The organism is Pseudomonas sp. DF5, assembly GCF_058148225.1.
The window spans coordinates 37,078-57,106 of sequence record NZ_JBYVYM010000018.1; the positions used below are offsets into that span (position 1 = coordinate 37,078).

A 20,029-nucleotide genomic window follows, 5' to 3' on the forward strand; every position below is an offset into this window, starting at 1 on the left:
CTGGCCCGCTGCAATTTTCAACCTTGAAAGCAGCGGCCCACTTTTCAAGAAGGTGTAGTTGCGATGAAACGTGTAGGTCTGATCGGTTGGCGCGGCATGGTCGGTTCCGTGCTCATGCAGCGGATGCTGGAAGAGCAGGATTTCGATCTTATCGAGCCGGTGTTTTTCACCACTTCCAATGTCGGTGGCCAAGGCCCGTCCGTGGGCAAGGACATTGCTCCGCTCAAGGACGCTTACAGCATTGAAGAGCTGAAAACCCTCGACGTGATTCTGACCTGCCAGGGTGGCGACTACACCAGCGAAGTGTTCCCGAAGCTGCGCGAAGCCGGCTGGCAGGGTTACTGGATCGACGCCGCTTCCAGCCTGCGCATGCAGGATGACGCGGTGATCGTGCTGGACCCGGTGAACCGCAAGGTCATCGACCAGCAGCTCGACGCGGGCACCAAGAACTACATCGGCGGCAACTGCACCGTCAGTCTGATGCTGATGGGCCTGGGCGGTCTGTTCGAAGCCGGTCTGGTGGAGTGGATGAGCGCCATGACCTATCAGGCGGCCTCCGGTGGCGGCGCGCAGCACATGCGTGAGCTGATCAAGCAAATGGGGGTGACCCACGGCGCTGTCGCCGATCAACTGGCCGATCCGGCCAGCGCCATCCTCGACATCGACCGCCGTGTCGCCGAAGCCATGCGCAGCGATGCGTACCCGATCGAAAACTTCGGCGTACCGCTGGCCGGCAGCCTGATCCCGTGGATCGACAAGGAGCTGCCGAACGGCCAGAGCCGTGAAGAGTGGAAGGCCCAGGCCGAGACCAACAAAATCCTCGGTCGCTTTAAGAGCCCGATCCCGGTGGACGGTATCTGCGTGCGCATCGGCGCCATGCGTTGCCACAGCCAGGCGCTGACCATCAAGCTGAACAAAGACGTGCCGATCGCTGATATCGAAGGGCTGATCAGCCAGCACAACCCTTGGGTCAAGCTGGTGCCGAACAACCGTGAAATCAGCATGCAGGAGCTGAGCCCGACGAAAGTCACCGGCACCCTGAACGTGCCGGTCGGTCGTCTGCGCAAGCTGAACATGGGGTCGCAATTCGTCGGTGCCTTCACCGTCGGCGACCAACTGCTGTGGGGCGCGGCCGAGCCGCTGCGTCGCATGCTGCGGATCCTGCTTGAGCGTTGATCGATTGATGCAATGAAAGAACCCGCGCCTTGAAAGAGGTGCGGGTTTTTTTTGGGAGGTTGCATCGTCAGTCAGTCCCTCTTCGCGGGCAAGCCTCGCTCCTACAGTGATCGGAGTTATCCGACCAGCCCCTTGTAGGAGCGAGGCTTGCCCGCGAAGAGGCCATCGCATTCACCGCAAATCCCCACCAGAATTGCCTGCATCCCAACCACCCGGTAAAGTGCCGCTCCCCCCGTTTCGCCAGAGGTAGAACCATGAGCCAGTCCTTCGATATTGCCGTGATCGGCGCCACCGGTACTGTCGGCGAAACACTCGTCCAGATTCTTGAAGAACGCGACTTTCCAGTCGGCAATCTGCACCTGCTGGCGAGCAGTGAATCGGCCGGACACTCGGTGCCGTTTCGCGGCAAGAACGTGCGGGTGCGCGAAGTCGATGAATTCGACTTCAGCAAAGTCCAGTTGGTGTTCTTCGCCGCCGGGCCGGCGGTAACCCTCAGTTTCGCCCCGCGCGCCACGGCTGCCGGGTGCTCGCTGATCGACCTGTCCGGCGCACTGCCGGCCGATCAGGCGCCGCAAGTGGTGCCCGAGGCCAACGCTGCAGTTCTGGCTGGCCTGAAAAAGCCCTTCCAGGTCAGCAGCCCAAGCCCTTCGGCGACAGCGCTGGCGGTGGTGCTGGCGCCGCTGCTCGACTTGCTCGACCTGCAACGCATCAGCATGACGGCGTGCCTGGCGGTATCGGCCCAGGGCCGCGAAGCGGTCAGCGAGCTGGCCCGGCAAACCGCCGAACTGCTCAACGTGCGTCCGCTGGAGCCGGCTTTCTTCGATCGACAGATGGCTTTCAACCTGTTGGCGCAGGTCGGTGCGCCCGATGCTCAGGGCCATACGCTGCTGGAAAAACGTCTGGTGCGCGAGCTGCGTCAGGTCTTGTCGCTGCCTTTATTAAAGATTTCCGTCACTTGCATTCAAGCCCCGGTGTTTTTTGGCGATAGCTATAGCGTGACCTTGCAGTCATCGAGCGCTGTCGACCTGGCGAAAGTCAACGCAGCACTGGAAGCAGCGCCTGGTATCGAGCTGGTCGAGGCGGGCGATTACCCGACTCCGGTAGGCGATGCGGTAGGGCAGGACGTGGTTTACGTTGGTCGGGTTCGCAGCGGGATCGACGACCCGGCGGAACTTAACGTGTGGCTGACGTCAGATAACGTACGCAAAGGCGCCGCGCTCAATGCTGTGCAGGTGGCTGAATTGTTGATAAAAGACCTGCTGTAAAAGATACTTGGCAACAATTTTTTCTAGTGGTTCCAGCCGAACGCTATGTTTGGCTGGAATGCTTGAGGCGAGCCATCCCGCAGGGCTTTCGTCGCATGAATGAAACGATCGCGCGCGACGACCCTTCGCCGTCGCGCGCAACGCCTTACGGCAGCGGCAATCAACACCTTCTCGCTGGCCGAGGAATGTTCAAACAAAGGATGAGGCTATGGTTCAAGTTCGCAAACTGGTGTTAGCAATAGCGGCCGCCTCGGCGCTGTCCTCCGGTATGGCGCATGCCCTCGGGCTTGGGGAATTGACCCTGAAATCGACGCTGAACCAGCCTCTGGTAGCAGAAATCGAGTTGCTCGACGTCAAGGATCTCACCGCTGCCGAAGTGGTGCCGAGCCTGGCCTCGCCCGAAGATTTCGCCAAGGCCGGTGTCGACCGTCAGGCGTTCCTCAACGACCTGACGTTTACGCCGGTGCTTAACGCCAGCGGCAAAAGCATCCTGCGCATCACCTCCAGTAAACCGCTGTCCGAACCGATGGTGAAATTCCTGGTTCAGGTGATGTGGCCAAACGGTCGTCTGCTGCGCGATTACAGCGTGCTGCTCGATCCGTCCAAATTCTCGCCGCAAACCGCCGATGCCGCCGCGCAACCGGCGCCAGCCCAAACGGTGACTGCGCCAGCTACGGGCGCGACCAAATCGACGCAATACACCACTTCGCAGCGCGATACCCTGTGGGAAATTGCCGCCAAGTCGCGTAACGGCGCATCGATCCAGCAAACCATGCTAGCCATTCAGGCGCTGAATCCGGATGCCTTTATCGACGGCAACATCAACCGGTTGAAAACCGGCCAGGTGCTGCGTCTGCCGGATCAGGTGCAAAGTACCAACCTGCCGCAACCCAAGGCCATCGCTGAAGTCGCGGCGCAGAACTCTGCATGGCGCCACGGTCGTCGCTATGTGGCGAAGCCCGGAAGCGGGCAGCAGCAACTCGATGCCACCAAGCGTGCTCGCGGTGAAGGTGCTTCGTCGCAAGCCGCCACGGACAAGCTGAGCCTGGTGTCTGCCGACACCGGCAAGGGGCATGGCAAAGGTGCCGCCGGTGATGCGAAAGCCTTGAGCAACAAGCTGGCCGTGACCCAGGAAAGCCTCGACACGACTCGCCGTGACAACGCCGAACTGAAAAGCCGCATGAACGATCTGCAAAGTCAGCTGGACAAGCTGCAGCGTCTGATCGAATTGAAGAATAATCAGTTGGCCAAGCTGCAAGCCGAAGGCGATGCAGGCGCACCAGTGGCTGCCACGACGGCTCCGGCGATGTCGGCCGAGCTGGCGGGCAATCCTGCCGCAAAAACTGCGGACGTGGCTCCAGCCGCTCCGGCGCCAGAGGCTGGTGCACCGGAAGTCGTTCCGGCACCGCCCGTCGAGCCGACACCTGTGGCGTCCGACGAGCAGAAATTCAACGACCTGCTGACTAACCCGATCCTGCTGGGTCTGGTGGGTGGCGGTGCGGTGGTTCTGCTGCTCTTGCTGCTGTTGCTGGCCCGTCGCCGCAAAGCTCAGCAAGAAGCCGAGAAACACCTGCGTATGGCTCGTGCCTTGGCTGAAGAGCAAGAATTCTCCGCCGACTACGACCTGCCGGAAAGCAGCTTCGAAGGTCTGGAGGTTCCGCCGCCAAGCGTGAAGCTCGCAACTGCACCAACGCCTGCACCTGCACCGGCTCCGGTAGTCGCTCCGGTTGTGGTGACGCCACCGATCGCGGCACCGTTGGTTGCGCCTGCCGCCGAACGCTCTGACGATGTATTGGCCCAGGCACAGTCGCACATCGCGGCCGGTCGTCTGAATCAGGCTGGCGCATTGCTGGAAGATGCCATCAAGAAAGAACCGCAACGCAGCGATCTGCGCCTGAAGCTGATGGAGGTCTACGGTCAGCAGGGCGATCGCGATGCGTTCGTCGCGCAGGAGCGTCAGCTGGTGGCCAATGGCGACAACTTCGCCCGGGTCGAACAGCTGAAAAGCCGCTTCCCGACCATGGTGGTCGCGGCGGTGGGTGGCCTGGCCGCTGCGGCCGTTGCCGCCGAGCTGGATGCACAGTATGTCAAGGAGCTGCTGCTGGATGAGCCGCAAGCCCCGGAGCCGGCATTGGCTGACTTTGACAGCGCTTTCGATCTGAGTCTCGACGATCTGGAAGCGGCTACTCCGATCACGCCTGCGGTTGCAGTCGAGCCAGCACCGCAGCCACAGCCTGAGCCAGAACCAGAGTCTCTGGCTGAGCTGGATGAGTTTCCGCTGGACGACGACCTGAGCTTTGAGTCGGTGTTGCAACAACAGACTGAAATCAAGGAAAGCCTCGACGACCTGTCGGACTTCGACCTGGACATGGATCTGGGCGGCGATGCTTCCCCGGAGACTCTGGCTGAAGACGACTTCCTGCTGAGCCTGGATGACGACCTCAAGGACTTGCCTGTCGCTGAAGTGCCGACCGTCACTGAGGCGCCAACGGTGACTGAGGCGCCGCTCGACGATCTGGAGTTGCCGGCTGACTTCGATCTGTCGCTGGCCGATGAAATGGACGCCGCCCCGGATAAGCCTGACGCCTTTGAAAACGAACTCAACGACGTCAATGCCGAGCTGGATCGTTTGTCCCAGAGCCTCGGCGAGCCAAGCTTCACTGAGGAAGATGCGTTGGCCTCGTCAGATGACGAGCTCGATTTCCTCTCTGGCGCTGACGAAGTCGCCACCAAACTCGACCTGGCCCAGGCCTACATCGATATGGGCGACAACGACGGCGCTCGGGACATCCTCAATGAGGTGGTGACCGAGGGCGATGCCGGTCAGAAGAGCGAAGCCAGGGAAATGCTCTCGCGTCTGGCGTGAATCGTCGGTAAGGCGTAAACAAAACGGCAGCCCATCGAGGCTGCCGTTTTTGTTTGGGGAGGGTGTGGTGGCGTCTGTTGGAGTGCCTTCGCGGGCAAGCCTCGCTCCTACAGGGGATATGCGGCCGCCCCAATCACTGTAGGAGCGAGGCTTGCCCGCGAAGAGGCCTCACATCCAGCACAACTGTCAGCAGTTGAACTGGTTGGGCGAAGCACAGAAATCACACGGCTCTGGCATCCCGGTCTGACGGCCTTATAATGCTCGCCTTTGCGTAGATCAGCAGGCTGTCACCCCTTGGCAAATATAGATAATCCGGCCGCCGAAATGGCGGCCGACGGCTTTTTCCGGATCGCGTTGGGCGTTGAATACAAAGGTTCGCGTTATCGCGGCTGGCAACGTCAGGCCTCCGGTGTGGACACGGTGCAGGAGCTTCTCGAAAAGGCCTTGTCCAAGGTCGCCGACTCCCCTGTGTCGCTGCATTGCGCCGGGCGCACTGACGCCGGTGTGCATGCTTGCGGTCAAGTGGTGCATTTCGACACCCAGGTCGAGCGCTCGATGAAAGCCTGGGTCATGGGTGCCAACATCAACTTGCCGCACGATATCAGCGTCAGTTGGGCCAAGGTCATGCCGGCGCATTTCCATGCGCGGTTTAAAGCCATCGCCCGGCGTTATCGCTATGTGATCTACAACGATCAGATCCGCCCGGCGCACCTGAACGAAGAAATCACCTGGAACCATCGCCCGCTGGACGTTGAGCGTATGTCCGAGGCCGCTCAGTATCTGGTCGGCACCCACGACTTCAGTGCTTTCCGTGCCGGCCAGTGCCAGGCCAAGTCGCCGATCAAGGAGCTGCATCACTTGCGCGTTACCCGCCATGGCAAAATGATCGTGCTTGATATCCGTGCCAGCGCGTTCCTGCACCACATGGTGCGCAACATCGCAGGCGTCTTGATGACTATCGGTGCTGGCGAGCGTCCCGTGGAGTGGATGAAAGAGGTGCTGGAGAGTCGCGTTCGTCGTTCCGGTGGGGTGACGGCTCATCCGTTCGGCCTGTATCTGGTGCAGGTTGAGTATCGCGACGAGTTCGAACTGCCCGAGCGTTACATCGGCCCACACTTCCTCACCGGCTTCTCGGAACTTGACGGCTGACGCCTTCGAACGCTTTTGATACCATCCGGGACTTTCCCGCAATTGCCCTGAGGTTCTATCGACATGTCGGCCGTTCGCAGCAAAATTTGTGGGATTACCCGCATAGAGGATGCGTTGGCGGCGGTTGAGGCCGGGGCCGATGCCATCGGATTTGTGTTCTACGCCAAAAGCCCACGGGCCGTGACGTTCCAGCAGGCGAGGGCGATCATCGCGGCCTTGCCGCCGTTCGTGACCACCGTGGGTTTGTTCGTCAACGCCAGCCGTTGCGAGTTGGGGGAAATCCTCGACGCCGTGCCGCTGGACTTGTTGCAGTTCCATGGCGACGAAACCGCCGCTGATTGTGAAGGCTGGCACCGACCGTACATCAAGGTATTGCGGGTCAAGGCCGGTGATGACATTGCGGCAGCTTGTGACGCCTACCCGAGTGCCAGCGGTATTTTGCTCGACACCTATGTCGAAGGTGTTCCCGGTGGAACCGGTGAAGCCTTCGACTGGTCACTGATACCGCAAGGCTTGAGCAAGCCGATCATCCTGGCGGGTGGCTTGACGCCAGATAACGTCGCCGAGGCGATCGCCCGGGTTCGGCCTTACGCGGTGGACGTCAGCGGAGGGGTAGAGGCGAGCAAGGGCATCAAGGATCACGCAAAGATTCAAGCGTTCATCAAAGCGGTACGCGGTAGCACGTCGTTGATGTGACGGCTGGCAGACTGCCGCCGTCCACTGCTCTGTACAAAAGAGGTGCACCTGCAAAAAGCAGGCATGGCTGAGAATTTTTGGGTTGTACGCAGGTCAGCGTCTCGCTGACCCGGCAATCCATCGATCATCGCTACACACATGAATTTAGCTCAAGGGCATACGCGGGGCTGCGAACCAGAGCGTTCGGGCCGCCGGTACTGGAGAAAGAAAGCATGAGCAACTGGTTAGTAGACAAACTGATCCCTTCGATCATGCGTTCCGAGGTCAAGAAGAGCTCGGTGCCTGAAGGTCTGTGGCACAAATGCCCGTCTTGCGAGGCGGTGCTGTATCGTCCGGAGCTGGAAAAGACCCTGGACGTTTGCCCCAAGTGCAACCACCACATGCGTATCGGCGCACGCGCGCGCATCGACATCTTCCTCGACGCTGAAGGTCGTGCCGAACTGGGCGCGGACCTGGAGCCGGTTGACCGTCTGAAATTCCGTGATGGCAAGAAGTACAAGGATCGCCTGACCGCCGCGCAAAAGCAGACTGGCGAAAAAGACGCACTGATCTCCATGAGCGGCACCTTGCTGGGCATGCCGGTCGTGGTGTCGGCCTTCGAATTCTCCTTCATGGGTGGCTCGATGGGTGCCATCGTCGGTGAGCGCTTTGTGCGCGCCGCCAACTACGCCCTGGAAAACCGTTGCCCGATGATCTGCTTCTCCGCTTCCGGCGGTGCGCGGATGCAGGAAGCACTGATCTCCCTGATGCAAATGGCCAAGACCTCCGCAGTGCTGGCACGTCTGCGCGAAGAAGGCATTCCGTTCATCTCGGTGCTGACCGATCCGGTGTATGGCGGCGTTTCCGCCAGTCTGGCGATGCTTGGTGACGTGATCGTCGGTGAGCCGAAAGCCCTGATCGGTTTCGCCGGTCCGCGCGTGATCGAACAAACCGTTCGCGAAAAACTGCCGGAAGGCTTCCAGCGCAGCGAGTTCCTGCTGGAGCACGGCGCGATCGATATGATCATTCCTCGTCAGGAGCTGCGTCCGCGTCTGGGCAACCTGCTGGCACAACTGACCGGCAAACCGACGCCTAAGTTCGTCCCTGCGCCAGTCGAGCCGATCGTGGTTCCACCGGTACCTGCGAACCTATGATCGAGCGCACCCTTGGCGAGTGGCTCGCCTACCTTGAACAGTTGCATCCTTCGGCCATCGACATGGGGCTGGAACGTTCGCAACAGGTAGCGTCCCGCATGGGACTGGGCAAGCCGGCGCCTCGGGTGATCACGGTCACCGGCACCAACGGCAAAGGGTCTACCTGCGCATTCGTGGCTTCGTTGCTGCGGGCGCAGGGCCTGAACGTGGGTGTCTACAATTCTCCGCACCTGCTGCGTTACAACGAGCGGGTGCAGGTCAACGGTGTAGAAGCCACTGACGCGCAGCTGTGCGAAGCCTTTGCCGCGGTCGAGGCGGGTCGTGGCGAAACATCCCTGACTTACTTCGAAATGGGCACTCTGGCGGCGTTTTGGCTGTTTCAGCAGGCCGGCCTCGATGCGGTGGTGCTGGAAGTCGGCCTGGGTGGGCGCCTGGACACGGTCAATGTGGTGGATGCCGATATCGCGCTGGTCACCAGCATTGGTGTCGACCATGCGGATTACCTGGGTGATACCCGCGAATCCGTGGCCTTCGAAAAGGCCGGGATCTTCCGCCAGGGTGCGCCTGCTCTGTGCGGCGATCTGAATCCTCCTCAACCTCTGCTGGATAAGGTGCGCGAGCTCAATTGCCCGTTTTTCCTGCGTGGGCGCGATTTCGACCTGGGTGTCACCGATCACAACTGGCAATGGCGCGGTATTGATGCCCAAGGGCATGCGGTCGAATTGCACGATCTGCCATTGCTCGATCTGCCGATGGAAAACGCCGCACTGGCGTTGCAGGCTTACCTGCTGCTCGGCTTGCCTTGGATGGATGCGCAGATTATTGAAGCGCTGAAGGCAACGCGGGTCGTTGGTCGCCTCGATCGTCGTCAGATTGTCTGGCAGGGCAAGCGTCTGAATCTGCTGCTGGATGTGGGGCACAACCCCCACGCGGCAGAATATCTGGCTCGGCGTCTGGCCAGTCGACCGCCGGCCGGCAAGCGTCTGGCGGTGTTCGGGTTGCTGGCGGACAAGGATCTGGATGGTGTTGTCGGTGAATTGAATGCTAGTGTCCAGCATTGGGCTGTCGCGCCGCTGGATTCGCCGCGGGCACGGCCGGTTGCTCAGTTGCACGCGGCATTGCAGAACCTTGGCGCCTCGGTAACGTCTTATGACAGCGTGGCCGCCGCCCTGGAAGGGCAGTGCGCGCAGGCGACGAGCGACGATGAGATTCTGTTGTTCGGATCATTTTATTGTGTCGCCGAGGCCCTTGAATGGCTGGCCCGGCACTCCACGGAGGAAGCGGCAAATGGCTTTGCTGGATAAGGCGTACAAGCAGCGCATGGTTGGCGCCCTGGTGCTGGTGGCGCTGGCGGTGATTTTCCTGCCGATGCTGTTTTCCCGTCAGGACGAACAGCGCCAGGTAACGGTCGACGCGCCTGCTGCGCCGCATGCCCCCTCGGTACCGCAAGTGCAGATCGAGCCGGTAGCGGTGCCTGAGCCGCAGGCATTGCCGCAAGAGCCTGTGCCGAGCGATGACGAGATTGCCGAACAGCAAGCGCCGTCGACAGCGATTGCACCGGCTGCTCCCGTGGCGCCAGCGCCACCGGCTGCCAAGCCGGTCGCTCCACCTGCAGCGCCAGTTGCCAAGCCTGTACCGGCACCTGCCCAGCCAATCGCGGTCGCACCACCCAAGCCGGTCGCCACCCCAAGTCGCGTCGATGCCAATGGCCTGTCGGTCAGCTGGTCGGTGCAACTGGCGAGCCTGTCGAGTCGCGAGAGTGCTGAAAGCCTGCAGAAAACCCTGCGCAGTCAGGGCTATAACGCCTATATCCGCTCATCCGATGGCAAGAATCGGGTGTTCGTCGGGCCGCTGATCGAGCGTGCGGAAGCCGATCGTTTGCGTGATTTGTTGAGTCGTCAGCAGAACCTCAAGGGGTTTGTGGTGCGCTTCCAGCCTGAGCGCGGCTAAATCTATCGCCCTGATTTGAAAAGCACTGATAATCTCAGCTTACCGACAGCCATGGGCTCTGCTAAAATGCGCCGCCTCATCTGTCTGTAGGCTGCACTGTGCCATTTACCTGGGTTGACTGGGCGATCGTTGCAATCATCGCCATCTCCGCTTTGATCAGTCTGAGCCGCGGCTTCGTCAAGGAAGCGCTCTCGCTGCTGACCTGGATCATCGCAGGAGTCGTTGCCTGGATGTTCGGTGGTTCATTGTCCGAATACCTCGGCGGATACATTGCAACACCGTCGGCTCGTGTGATCACGGGCTGTGCCATCATGTTTGTCGCCACTTTAATCGTAGGCGCAATGATCAATTATCTTATCGGCGAGTTGGTTCGCGTCACCGGGCTATCCGGGACCGATCGATTCCTTGGCATGGCTTTCGGCGGGGCGCGCGGCGTGTTGCTGGTGGTCGTGGCGGTCGGGCTGTTGAGCCTGGGGCCGGTACAGCAGGACGGGTGGTGGCAAGAGTCACAGCTCGTGCCAAAATTTCTATTGGTCGCAGACTGGTCCAAAAACCTGATTCTCGGGTGGAGCAGTCAGTGGCTTGCCAGCGGAATCAGCGTACCCGCTGATATACCGTTCAAGGAGCACCTCTTGCCGACGGCCAAAACGCCTCAGTGAGTTGTGTTCAGTTCAGATCCATTAAGTAGGGGTTGCGTCGCATGTGTGGCATCGTCGGTATCGTCGGTAAGTCGAACGTCAATCAGGCGCTGTATGACGCGCTAACCGTCCTCCAGCACCGCGGCCAGGACGCTGCCGGTATCGTGACCAGCCATGATGGCCGGTTATTCCTGCGCAAGGACAATGGCCTGGTGCGTGACGTGTTCCATCAGCGTCACATGCAGCGTCTGGTCGGTCACATGGGCATTGGCCATGTGCGTTATCCGACCGCGGGCAGTTCGACCTCGGCCGAAGCTCAACCGTTTTACGTCAACTCGCCGTACGGCATCACCCTGGCGCACAACGGTAACCTGACCAACGTTGAGCAACTGGCCAAGGAGATTTACGAGTCTGACCTGCGCCACGTCAACACCAGCTCCGATTCGGAAGTGCTGCTCAACGTGTTCGCACACGAGCTGGCCCAGCGCGGCAAATTGCAGCCGACCGAAGAAGACGTGTTCGCTGCCGTCACCGACGTGCACAACCGTTGCGTTGGTGGTTACGCAGTCGTGGCGATGGTGACCGGTTACGGCATCGTCGGTTTCCGTGATCCGCACGGCATCCGCCCGATCGTCTTCGGTCAGCGTCACACCGACGAAGGCGTCGAGTACATGATCGCTTCCGAAAGCGTTTCGCTGGACGTGCTCGGTTTCACCCTGATTCGCGACCTGGCACCGGGCGAAGCGGTCTACATCACTGAGGACGGCAAGCTGCACACCCGTCAGTGCGCGACCAACCCGTCGCTTACCCCGTGCATCTTCGAACACGTCTACCTGGCGCGTCCGGACTCGATCATCGACGGTGTCTCGGTTTACAAAGCCCGCCTGCGCATGGGCGAGAAGCTTGCCGAGAAGATCCTGCGCGAGCGCCCGGATCACGACATCGATGTGGTTATCCCGATTCCGGACACCAGCCGCACCGCGGCCCTGGAGCTGGCGAACCACTTGGGCGTCAAGTTCCGCGAAGGCTTCGTGAAGAACCGCTACATCGGCCGGACCTTCATCATGCCGGGTCAGGCTGCACGGAAAAAGTCCGTTCGCCAGAAGCTCAACGCCATCGAGCTGGAATTCCGCGGCAAGAACGTGATGCTGGTGGATGACTCCATCGTTCGCGGCACCACCTGCAAGCAGATCATCCAGATGGCTCGCGAAGCCGGCGCCAAGAACGTCTATTTCTGCTCGGCGGCTCCGGCCGTGCGTTACCCGAACGTCTACGGCATCGACATGCCAAGCGCTCACGAGCTGATCGCCCACAACCGTTCGACCCAGGATGTGGCCGACCTGATCGGCGCTGACTGGTTGATCTATCAGGATCTGCCTGACTTGATCGAAGCGGTTGGTGGCGGCAAGATCAAGATCGACAAGTTCGATTGCGCGGTGTTCGACGGCCAGTACGTCACCGGCGACGTCGATGAGGCTTACCTGAACAAGATCGAGCAGGCACGCAACGATGCCTCCAAGGTCAAGACCCAGGCAGTCAGTGCGATCATTGATCTGTACAACAACTGAGTAACTACCGGCCCTGAGGGGCCGGTTTTGTATCTACTAAATAAAGAGCAAGGCAAGGAGTGACAGCATGAGTCAGGATTGGGATGCCGGTCGGCTGGACAGCGACCTCGAAGGCGTAGCGTTCGATACCCTGGCCGTACGCGCCGGCCAGCACCGCACGCCGGAAGGCGAACACGGTGATCCGATGTTCTTCACTTCCAGCTACGTATTCCGCACCGCCGCCGACGCGGCTGCGCGTTTTTCCGGTGAAGTGCCGGGCAACGTTTACTCGCGCTACACCAACCCGACCGTGCGCGCGTTCGAAGAGCGCATCGCCGCGCTGGAAAGCGCCGAGCAAGCCGTGGCTACGGCGACTGGCATGGCCGCGATCATGGCGGTGGTAATGAGCCTGTGCAGTGCCGGCGATCACGTGCTGGTGTCGCGTAGCGTGTTTGGTTCGACCATCAGCTTGTTCGAGAAGTACTTCAAGCGCTTCGGCATCGAAGTCGATTACGTAGCGCTGGCGGACTTGTCCGGCTGGGATGCAGCAATCAAAGCCAACACCAAATTGCTCTTTGTAGAATCGCCGTCCAACCCGCTGGCCGAGCTGGTGGATATCACTGCGCTGTCGGAAATCGCTCACGCCAAAGGCGCGATGTTGGTGGTCGATAACTGCTTCTGCACACCCGCGTTGCAGCAGCCACTGAAGCTGGGGGCGGACGTCGTTGTGCACTCAGCGACCAAGTTCATCGACGGCCAGGGTCGTTGCATGGGCGGCGTCGTGGCGGGGCGCAGTGAGCAGATGAAAGAAGTCGTCGGTTTCCTGCGCACCGCTGGGCCGACCCTGAGCCCGTTCAACGCCTGGATCTTCCTCAAGGGCCTGGAAACGCTGAGCCTGCGCATGAAGGCGCATTGCGCCAATGCCCAGCAACTGGCCGAGTGGCTGGAGCAGCAGGACGGTATCGAGAAAGTCCATTACGCCGGACTCAAGAGTCATCCGCAGCACGAACTGGCCCAGCGTCAGCAGAAGGGCTTCGGTGCGGTCGTGAGTTTCGAGGTCAAAGGCGGCAAAGAGGGCGCGTGGCGCTTTATCGACGCGACTCGCCTGATTTCCATCACCGCCAACCTGGGTGACAGCAAAACCACCATCACGCACCCGAGCACCACCTCCCACGGCCGTCTGGCGCCGCAAGAGCGTGAAGCGGCGGGGATTCGCGACAGCCTGATCCGCATCGCGGTCGGTCTGGAAGATGTGGCAGACCTGCAAGCCGATCTGGCGCGCGGGTTGGCTGCCTTGTGATCGAAATGTCGATGCCGACCACGGGCTCCCATGGCCGCGTCGCACTGGTCACCGGTGCTGCGCGGGGCATTGGCTTGGGCATTGCGGCCTGGCTGATCTGCGAAGGTTGGCAGGTGGTGCTGACCGATCTGGATCGCGAACGTGGTTCGAAAGTGGCGAAGGTGCTCGGCGAAAACGCCTGGTTCATCGCCATGGACGTCGCGAATGAAGCACAGGTGGCGCTGGGTGTGGCCGAGGTGTTGGGGCAATTCGGGCGTCTGGATGCGCTGGTGTGCAATGCGGCGGTGGCCGATCCGCACAACATCACCCTGGAAAGCCTTGACTTGGCCTACTGGAACCGGGTGCTGGCGGTGAACCTCAGTGGGCCGATGCTGTTGGCCAAGCACTGTGCGCCGTATCTGCGCGCTCACAGCGGCGCCATCGTCAACCTGGCCTCGACCCGCGCCGCGCAGTCAGAACCCGACACAGAGGCTTATGCGGCGAGCAAGGGCGGCCTGTTGGCCCTGACTCACGCCTTGGCCATCAGTCTTGGGCCGGAGATTCGCGTCAACGCGGTCAGCCCCGGCTGGATCGATGCGCGGGATCCGGCGGCACGACGCGCCGAGCCGCTGACCGACACCGATCATGCGCAGCATCCGGCGGGCAGGGTAGGGACGGTCGAGGATGTGGCGGCGATGGTGGCCTGGTTGTTGTCGAAGAACGCCGGTTTTGTCACGGGCCAGGAGTTCGTGGTCGATGGTGGCATGACCAAGAAGATGATTTACAGCGAGTAGTTCGAGCGAGGCCGTAATAAGTGCGGCTTGAAGTGCAAGTCGGCTATTGTCGGCGCGGCTGGAAATGACACGATTTTGTCTTTTTCAGAAAAACTTCAAGCAGGGTATTGACTTAGCTTCGGTACCTGCGTAAATTTCGCGGCCTCAGAGATGCAAAGGGTGATTAGCTCAGCTGGGAGAGCGTCTGCCTTACAAGCAGAATGTCGGCGGTTCGATCCCGTCATCACCCACCAACTCTTGAGACTCTTGTGTAAGCAAGAGGGAAGCTGAAAAGCCTCCACCGACGCGCAGCGGTAGTTCAGTCGGTTAGAATACCGGCCTGTCACGCCGGGGGTCGCGGGTTCGAGTCCCGTCCGCTGCGCCATATTTTCCGAGTCAGGTTTACCCTGATTCGAGATTGAAAAAAGCGAGATTGGAAAGTCTCGAATTTTCAATCAGACGAGTTACTTGAGCGTCAGCTCAAAGCGATACGCAGCGGTAGTTCAGTCGGTTAGAATACCGGCCTGTCACGCCGGGGGTCGCGGGTTCGAGTCCCGTCCGCTGCGCCATATCTGCCTCAAGGCCCACTGAACGCCTTGGAGCTACGAAGAAAGCCGTTGGCAATCTTCGAGTCGATAGCAAAGACCCTGGTCGAAAGACCGGGGTTTTTTGTGTCTGCAATTTGTCTTTTTCTTCTCTATGCCTTTGCGCTCTGATCTTTCTGCATCCCAGCAGCCCAGTCACTTTGCGCGCCACTGATACCTGTTGGGCTTTGACGGCGACTTCGCTTTAAAGAAGTCGCCTGAGTCAGTCGATCAGACCCCAAGCTTGTCCCGCAATCCGTAATACCAGGCGCCCAACGCAGCGAACGGTGTGCGCAGCAACTGTCCGCCGGGGAATGGGTAGTGGGGCAGGTCGGCAAAGGCGTCGAAGCGCTCGGCCTGACCACGCAATGCCTCGGCCAGTACTTTGCCCGCCAGGTGCGTATACGTCACTCCGTGGCCACTGCAACCCTGGGAGTAGTAGATGTTGTCGCCCAGTCGCCCGACCTGAGGAAGTCGCGACAGGGTCAGCAGGAAATTGCCGGTCCAGGCGTAATCGATTTTCACGTTCTTGAGTTGTGGGAAGGCCTTGAGCATCTTCGGTCGAATGATCGCCTCGATGTTCGCTGGATCCCGCGCGCCATACACCACGCCGCCGCCGAAAATCAGACGCTTGTCGGCGCTCAGGCGGTAATAGTCGAGCAAGTAGTTACAGTCTTCGACGCAGTAGTCCTGAGGCAGCAGACGTTTGGCCAATTCATCGCCCAACGGTTCGGTGGTGATCACTTGAGTCCCGCAGGGCATCGACTTGGCCGCCAGCTCCGGCACCAGATTGCCGATATACGCGTTGCCGGCAACGATGATGAACTTGGCCCTGACCTTGCCCTGAGGCGTATGCACCACCGGGTTGGCACTGCGCTCGATGCGCACTGCCGGCGATTGCTCATAAATAGTGCCGCCCAATAGCTCCACGGCCGCCGCTTCGCCCAAGGCAAGATTGAGTGGATGAATATGCCCGCCGCTCATGTCGAGCATGCCGCCGACATATTGATCGCAAGCCACTACCTCGCGGATGCGACGCTGATCCAACAGCTCAAGCTGCGTGTGACCGAAACGCTCCCACAGGCGCTTCTGAGACTCCAGATGGCCCATTTGCTTGTCGGTAATGGCGGCGAACACACCGCCATCCTTCAAGTCGCACTGGATATTATATTTGGCCACTCGCTCACGAATGATCCGCCCTCCTTCGAACGCCATCTGCCCCAGCAACTGAGCTTGCTTGGGGCCGACGCTGCGCTCGATCACATCGATATCACGGCTGTAGCTGTTAACGATCTGGCCACCGTTGCGTCCCGACGCACCGAAACCGACCTTGGCGGCTTCCAGCACCGTTACCTTGAAACCGTTTTCCAGCAGAAACAGGGCAGAGGACAGGCCGGTGTAACCGGCGCCGATTACACAGACATCAGTCTCTGCATCATCCTGCAAGGCCGGGCGCGCTGGTGCCGCATTGGCCGACGCAGCGTAATAGGACTCTGGGTAGGGAGTGTTCGCCATCCTGCAGCCTCTGTTTAATATATTTTACGAGTGCATTGATCCTACCCGAGTTAAAAATCGACCGCTAGCCACCGGAAAATCTTCTTTGCCACAGCGAAATTAAATATTTTGCATATTCATAGGGTTAGGTGAAAAAAAGGTGTTGACACCCCTCCGGAATTCCGTAGAATGCCGCCTCACAGCAGGCACGTAGCTCAGTTGGTTAGAGCACCACCTTGACATGGTGGGGGTCGTTGGTTCGAGTCCAATCGCGCCTACCAAACAAAATCCGCTCTGCTGGGCGGTCTAGAAGGGCTCACCGAAAGGTGGGCCCTTTTTTGTTGTCTGCGATTTACCTGGCTTTTGCAAAATCCTCAAAAACGCCAACTCGGCGCCTTACTTCCAGTAAACACTGTTGCTGAACTAATACCGCCATAGCCGTCTACATTCTTCAGGGGACATCCCCTTTCGGAGAGAATGGATATGTTTAGATCTCGCTCGTTGATCGCCGCTATGACGTGTCTTGCCTTGGTGTCTGGTTCAGTGACTGCATTGGCCGACCCGGGAAACGGGAAAGGCCAGGGAGGAGGCAAGGGAAATCCACAATACAACCAGGACCATGGCAACTCCGGCCATGGAAACAAAGGGAAAGGTTCAGGGGGGGACGATTGGAGTCACGGCCCGAGCATCAACCACGGTAGCGTCCTTGGCATCGTGGGTGGTTATCGCGACTACTGGAGCCCCGGTCCCGCCTTGCCACCCGGTATTCAGAAAAACCTTGCGCGCGGTAAACCTCTGCCGCCGGGGATCGCCAAAAAACTCGATGGCCGTCTGCTCGGCCAGCTTCCCCACTACGATGGCTATGAGTGGCAGCAGGCTGGCACTGACTTGATTTTGGTGGCTATCGCTACCGGGATCATCTACGAGGTGCTCAATGGTGCGTTCGATTGATGTGAGGGCGATAAATTTCAATTGCGCCCTTGCAGCATAACGACCAGCAACATCACGGGAAGCAGTGTGCCGGTTCGATCGCTGCACATTGCCTGCCCGCTGGTCGCCGGCCTTTGAACTGTATGGGGGGGAGACGGTCAATTATTCCGTGCAATATCAACCTCCACGGAACCTCACCATGCTATTAAAAAACAAGAGTTTTGTTGCCGTCATGTCCTGCGTGATGATGCTTGCAGCCGCCCCGTTATTGCCCGCTGAACTGTCCATCATGAGCTCCGCCTACGCGAAGGATGGTGGCAATGGCGGTGGCGGCGGCGGTGGTAACGGTGGTGGCAATGGCGGCGGTAACGGCGGTGGTCATGGTGGTATCGGCGGTTCTGGCCATTCCGGCGGCGACAGCAGCAATGGCCGTGGTGCCGGCTTGAGTAGCGACCATATCGGCCGTGGCGCAGGTCTGAGTAGCGACCACGTCGGCCGCGGCGCAGGCTTGAGCAGCGACCACGTCGGCCGCGGCGCAGGCTTGAGCAGCGACCACGTCGGCCGCGGCGCAGGCTTGAGCAGCGACCATGTCGGCCGTGGTGCAGGCTTGAGTAGCGCCCATGTCGGCCGTGGTGCCGGCTTGAGCAGTGATCACGCCGGCAAAGCCGTCCGGGACCATGGCCTCAAAGGCAACCACTATGGTAGCGAACGTAACAGTGATCGCGGCCATGGCGCAGTCACTTCGGGCATTGCGCATTCCAGGGACACACGAGGAGTTGCCAAGGCCTCTGCCATTTCGGCAACTACTCCTGGCGATCACAACACCAAAGGGTTGAGCAGCGCTCGCACTTCGATCTCGAAACGACTGGATTAAGTCCAAGACTCTCAAAAACCGGGTATCCATCAGGAACCCGGTTTTTTTTCGCCTGCAATTTGCCCGGTGGCGAGGTGCGGGAGATCAGCCCAGCTACATGCGTGAGCAAATCCCACACGATGGACTACTACTGTAAGGCTGATTCAACTTTGTCCTGACGGGAGTATGTCGATGCTGGCTCACTGGTTTCTGGCGGCGGTTCACCTCTTGGCCTTTGGTCTGGGTTTTTGGGCTGTGCTGACCCGCGGTACGGCGTTACGTCGTCTGAGTGCCGGGGCAGGGGACGTTCGCCGTGTTTTGATTGCAGATAACCTGTGGGGGATCTCTGCAGTCACTCTCCTGATCACGGGGGGGATGCGAGCTTTTGGCGGATACGAAAAAGGCACTGATTACTATCTTCACCAACCCTTGTTTCATCTCAAGATGACGCTCTTCGTGTTCATCTTGTTGCTTGAGATTGCACCGATGGTGACGCTGATCAAATGGAGGTTTGCGCTGGGGCGTGGCTCGGCTATCGATACCGGGCGTGCAACGCTGTTTGCCCGTATCAGTCATATCGAGGCGCTGTTGCTGGTGCTGATGGTCGTGGCGGCCACGGGCATGGCGCGTGGGGTGACGTTTGGCTAGCCGGGAAGGGGGAACGCTCTTTCTCGCAGCAAATCCGAAACGTCTGACAGTCATGGCTAGAGGCAGGGCGGTAGTATCGGCTCCGTGCTGCGACGGCATCGCAAAGAGAGACGGAGCGCAAAACGATGCGGCGCCTGAATCTTTAGCCAGCCGTTATTCGAGGCAGAATGGGCTGGCTACTGACTGCAGCAGGATTCAGGGCGTTTGCGGCTTGTCCGGGGCGGTCAGGCCAGCCTGGATGCGTTGATAAATTTCTTCGCGATGCACCGCAACGTCTTTCGGGGCGTTGATGCCAATCCTGACTTGCTGGCCGCTAACGCCCAGAATGGTGATCGTAATGTCATCACCGATGTTTATGCTTTCACCGACTTTGCGGGTGAGTATCAGCATGGTTTTCTCCTTGATTGCTTTGTAGGGCACCTGATTCGGACAGTGCAGAGGTCGGTATTAGGTATAGATTAGTGCGAAGTTTCACGGTTTGGGTGCCTCTTTCTGACGCGCAGATGCTGCATTAATTCCCAAGGTGTAACTATACAGAGGCCGACACCATCATTCTCGTTGTTTTAAGCCCATTTTGCGGCACTCCGGATGGATCCATGGATGTTAAAATCGCCGCTTTAAGCATTCGGAGGAAAGCGTTGTGCGCAAAATGGTCTTGGTAATCGCGGTACTGACGCTGGCCGGATGCGGTGAGGATAAGGGTGTTGACGCTCAAAAGCCGCAACCGGCAGTCGCCTCCGTCCCTGCGGCGGTAACGGGCCCGCAGTGGGACGTCGAAGTGCGCGGCGAGACACCCCAGGCGGTCAGTGACCTGAGCGGTTGGTTGATTGAGCACAGCTTCGTTCCCAACGTCGTGAAGGAGAATGGAAAGGTTCGTATTCTGGTCGGGCCGTTCGGATCGCAAGCCGAGGCGCAGGCCAGGCAAGCTGAAATAACAGCGGCGCTCACCCGAGCGAAAAAAATGAACATCGAATCGCTGATTGTCGAACACCCGACGGCTCAGTGAGGTCCTCTTCGTCGCGCGGGTGACGCTGACGGATCGCCTGCC

General features: G+C 59.8%; 17 protein-coding genes, 4 tRNA genes and 1 pseudogene. 20 read left to right on the top strand and 2 right to left on the bottom strand.

The window, feature by feature from the left end; translation table 11 throughout:
• Positions 1–63: 63 nt before the first annotated feature.
• The 15 genes from asd (at position 64) to AC30D7_RS17590 (ending at position 15,041) form a co-directional block, all read left to right on the top strand.
• Entirely contained in the window at positions 64–1,176 is a 1,113-nt protein-coding gene (asd, locus tag AC30D7_RS17520) for an aspartate-semialdehyde dehydrogenase (protein WP_490134895.1), read from the top strand.
• Positions 1,177–1,430: 254 nt separating this feature from the next.
• Positions 1,431–2,441, top strand: a complete 1,011-nt coding sequence (locus AC30D7_RS17525) for an aspartate-semialdehyde dehydrogenase (protein WP_490134896.1) — start codon at positions 1,431–1,433, stop codon at positions 2,439–2,441.
• A 208-nt stretch (positions 2,442–2,649) separates the two neighbouring features.
• The gene (locus AC30D7_RS17530) at positions 2,650–5,307 is read left to right on the top strand and encodes a motility hub landmark protein FimV (RefSeq protein ID WP_490134897.1); all 2,658 of its coding nucleotides are present in this window, start codon (positions 2,650–2,652) and stop codon (positions 5,305–5,307) included.
• A 324-nt stretch (positions 5,308–5,631) separates the two neighbouring features.
• Positions 5,632–6,456 carry a tRNA pseudouridine(38-40) synthase TruA gene (gene truA, locus AC30D7_RS17535; protein ID WP_253426823.1) on the top strand — a complete coding sequence of 275 codons (825 nt, stop codon included), beginning with the start codon at positions 5,632–5,634 and terminating at the stop codon, positions 6,454–6,456.
• A 63-nt stretch (positions 6,457–6,519) separates the two neighbouring features.
• Positions 6,520–7,152, top strand: a complete 633-nt coding sequence (locus tag AC30D7_RS17540; protein WP_490134898.1) for a phosphoribosylanthranilate isomerase — start codon at positions 6,520–6,522, stop codon at positions 7,150–7,152.
• A gap of 212 nt (positions 7,153–7,364) precedes the next feature.
• Positions 7,365–8,285 (top strand): acetyl-CoA carboxylase, carboxyltransferase subunit beta, encoded by a 921-nt coding sequence (gene accD / locus AC30D7_RS17545; RefSeq protein ID WP_490134899.1) that lies wholly within the window; start codon positions 7,365–7,367, stop codon positions 8,283–8,285.
• Positions 8,282–9,589: a bifunctional tetrahydrofolate synthase/dihydrofolate synthase gene (folC, locus tag AC30D7_RS17550; RefSeq protein WP_490134900.1), complete on the top strand. Its 1,308-nt coding sequence runs from the start codon at positions 8,282–8,284 to the stop codon at positions 9,587–9,589. The genes accD and folC overlap by 4 nt, the downstream gene beginning before the upstream one ends.
• Positions 9,573–10,235 (top strand): SPOR domain-containing protein, encoded by a 663-nt coding sequence (locus AC30D7_RS17555; RefSeq protein ID WP_490134901.1) that lies wholly within the window; start codon positions 9,573–9,575, stop codon positions 10,233–10,235. The genes folC and AC30D7_RS17555 overlap by 17 nt, the downstream gene beginning before the upstream one ends.
• Positions 10,236–10,333: 98 nt before the next feature.
• On the top strand, positions 10,334–10,894 hold the full coding sequence (locus AC30D7_RS17560) for a CvpA family protein (protein WP_253425575.1): 561 nt from the start codon (positions 10,334–10,336) through the stop codon (positions 10,892–10,894).
• Positions 10,895–10,935: 41 nt separating this feature from the next.
• Positions 10,936–12,441 carry an amidophosphoribosyltransferase gene (purF, locus tag AC30D7_RS17565; protein ID WP_108217777.1) on the top strand — a complete coding sequence of 502 codons (1,506 nt, stop codon included), beginning with the start codon at positions 10,936–10,938 and terminating at the stop codon, positions 12,439–12,441.
• Positions 12,442–12,508: 67 nt separating this feature from the next.
• Positions 12,509–13,720 (top strand): O-succinylhomoserine sulfhydrylase, encoded by a 1,212-nt coding sequence (locus tag AC30D7_RS17570; protein WP_490134902.1) that lies wholly within the window; start codon positions 12,509–12,511, stop codon positions 13,718–13,720.
• 5 nt (positions 13,721–13,725) lie between these two features.
• Positions 13,726–14,493, top strand: coding sequence for an SDR family oxidoreductase (locus tag AC30D7_RS17575; protein WP_490134903.1), 768 nt, complete (start codon positions 13,726–13,728; stop codon positions 14,491–14,493).
• A 157-nt stretch (positions 14,494–14,650) separates the two neighbouring features.
• Positions 14,651–14,726, top strand: a tRNA-Val gene (locus AC30D7_RS17580).
• A gap of 54 nt (positions 14,727–14,780) precedes the next feature.
• Positions 14,781–14,857: transfer RNA gene (locus tag AC30D7_RS17585), tRNA-Asp, on the top strand.
• Between the two features lie 107 nt (positions 14,858–14,964).
• Positions 14,965–15,041 (top strand) — tRNA-Asp (locus AC30D7_RS17590).
• A gap of 246 nt (positions 15,042–15,287) precedes the next feature.
• Here AC30D7_RS17590 and AC30D7_RS17595 read toward each other — a convergent pair.
• The gene (locus AC30D7_RS17595; protein ID WP_490134904.1) at positions 15,288–16,571 is read right to left on the bottom strand and encodes an NAD(P)/FAD-dependent oxidoreductase; all 1,284 of its coding nucleotides are present in this window, start codon (positions 16,569–16,571) and stop codon (positions 15,288–15,290) included.
• Positions 16,572–16,754: 183 nt separating this feature from the next.
• Between AC30D7_RS17595 and AC30D7_RS17600 the strand changes: the two genes are divergently transcribed.
• The 4 genes and pseudogenes from AC30D7_RS17600 to AC30D7_RS17615 all read left to right on the top strand — a co-directional run bounded on the left by AC30D7_RS17600 (position 16,755) and on the right by AC30D7_RS17615 (position 18,981).
• Positions 16,755–16,831, top strand: a tRNA-Val gene (locus AC30D7_RS17600).
• Between the two features lie 202 nt (positions 16,832–17,033).
• Complete coding sequence (locus AC30D7_RS17605) at positions 17,034–17,501, top strand: anti-virulence regulator CigR family protein (RefSeq protein ID WP_007935023.1); 468 nt, start codon at positions 17,034–17,036, stop codon at positions 17,499–17,501.
• Between the two features lie 178 nt (positions 17,502–17,679).
• Positions 17,680–17,907, top strand: a pseudogene (locus AC30D7_RS17610) (hypothetical protein); the annotation flags it as partial.
• Between the two features lie 618 nt (positions 17,908–18,525).
• On the top strand, positions 18,526–18,981 hold the full coding sequence (locus AC30D7_RS17615; protein ID WP_490134905.1) for a DUF2214 family protein: 456 nt from the start codon (positions 18,526–18,528) through the stop codon (positions 18,979–18,981).
• 195 nt (positions 18,982–19,176) lie between these two features.
• Here the strand turns inward: AC30D7_RS17615 and csrA are convergent, their stop codons facing one another.
• On the bottom strand, positions 19,177–19,371 hold the full coding sequence (gene csrA / locus AC30D7_RS17620; RefSeq protein WP_007938114.1) for a carbon storage regulator CsrA: 195 nt from the start codon (positions 19,369–19,371) through the stop codon (positions 19,177–19,179).
• Between the two features lie 250 nt (positions 19,372–19,621).
• Between csrA and AC30D7_RS17625 the strand changes: the two genes are divergently transcribed.
• Positions 19,622–19,987, top strand: a complete 366-nt coding sequence (locus AC30D7_RS17625) for an SPOR domain-containing protein (RefSeq protein ID WP_007938113.1) — start codon at positions 19,622–19,624, stop codon at positions 19,985–19,987.
• The last annotated feature ends 42 nt before the right edge of the window (positions 19,988–20,029 follow it).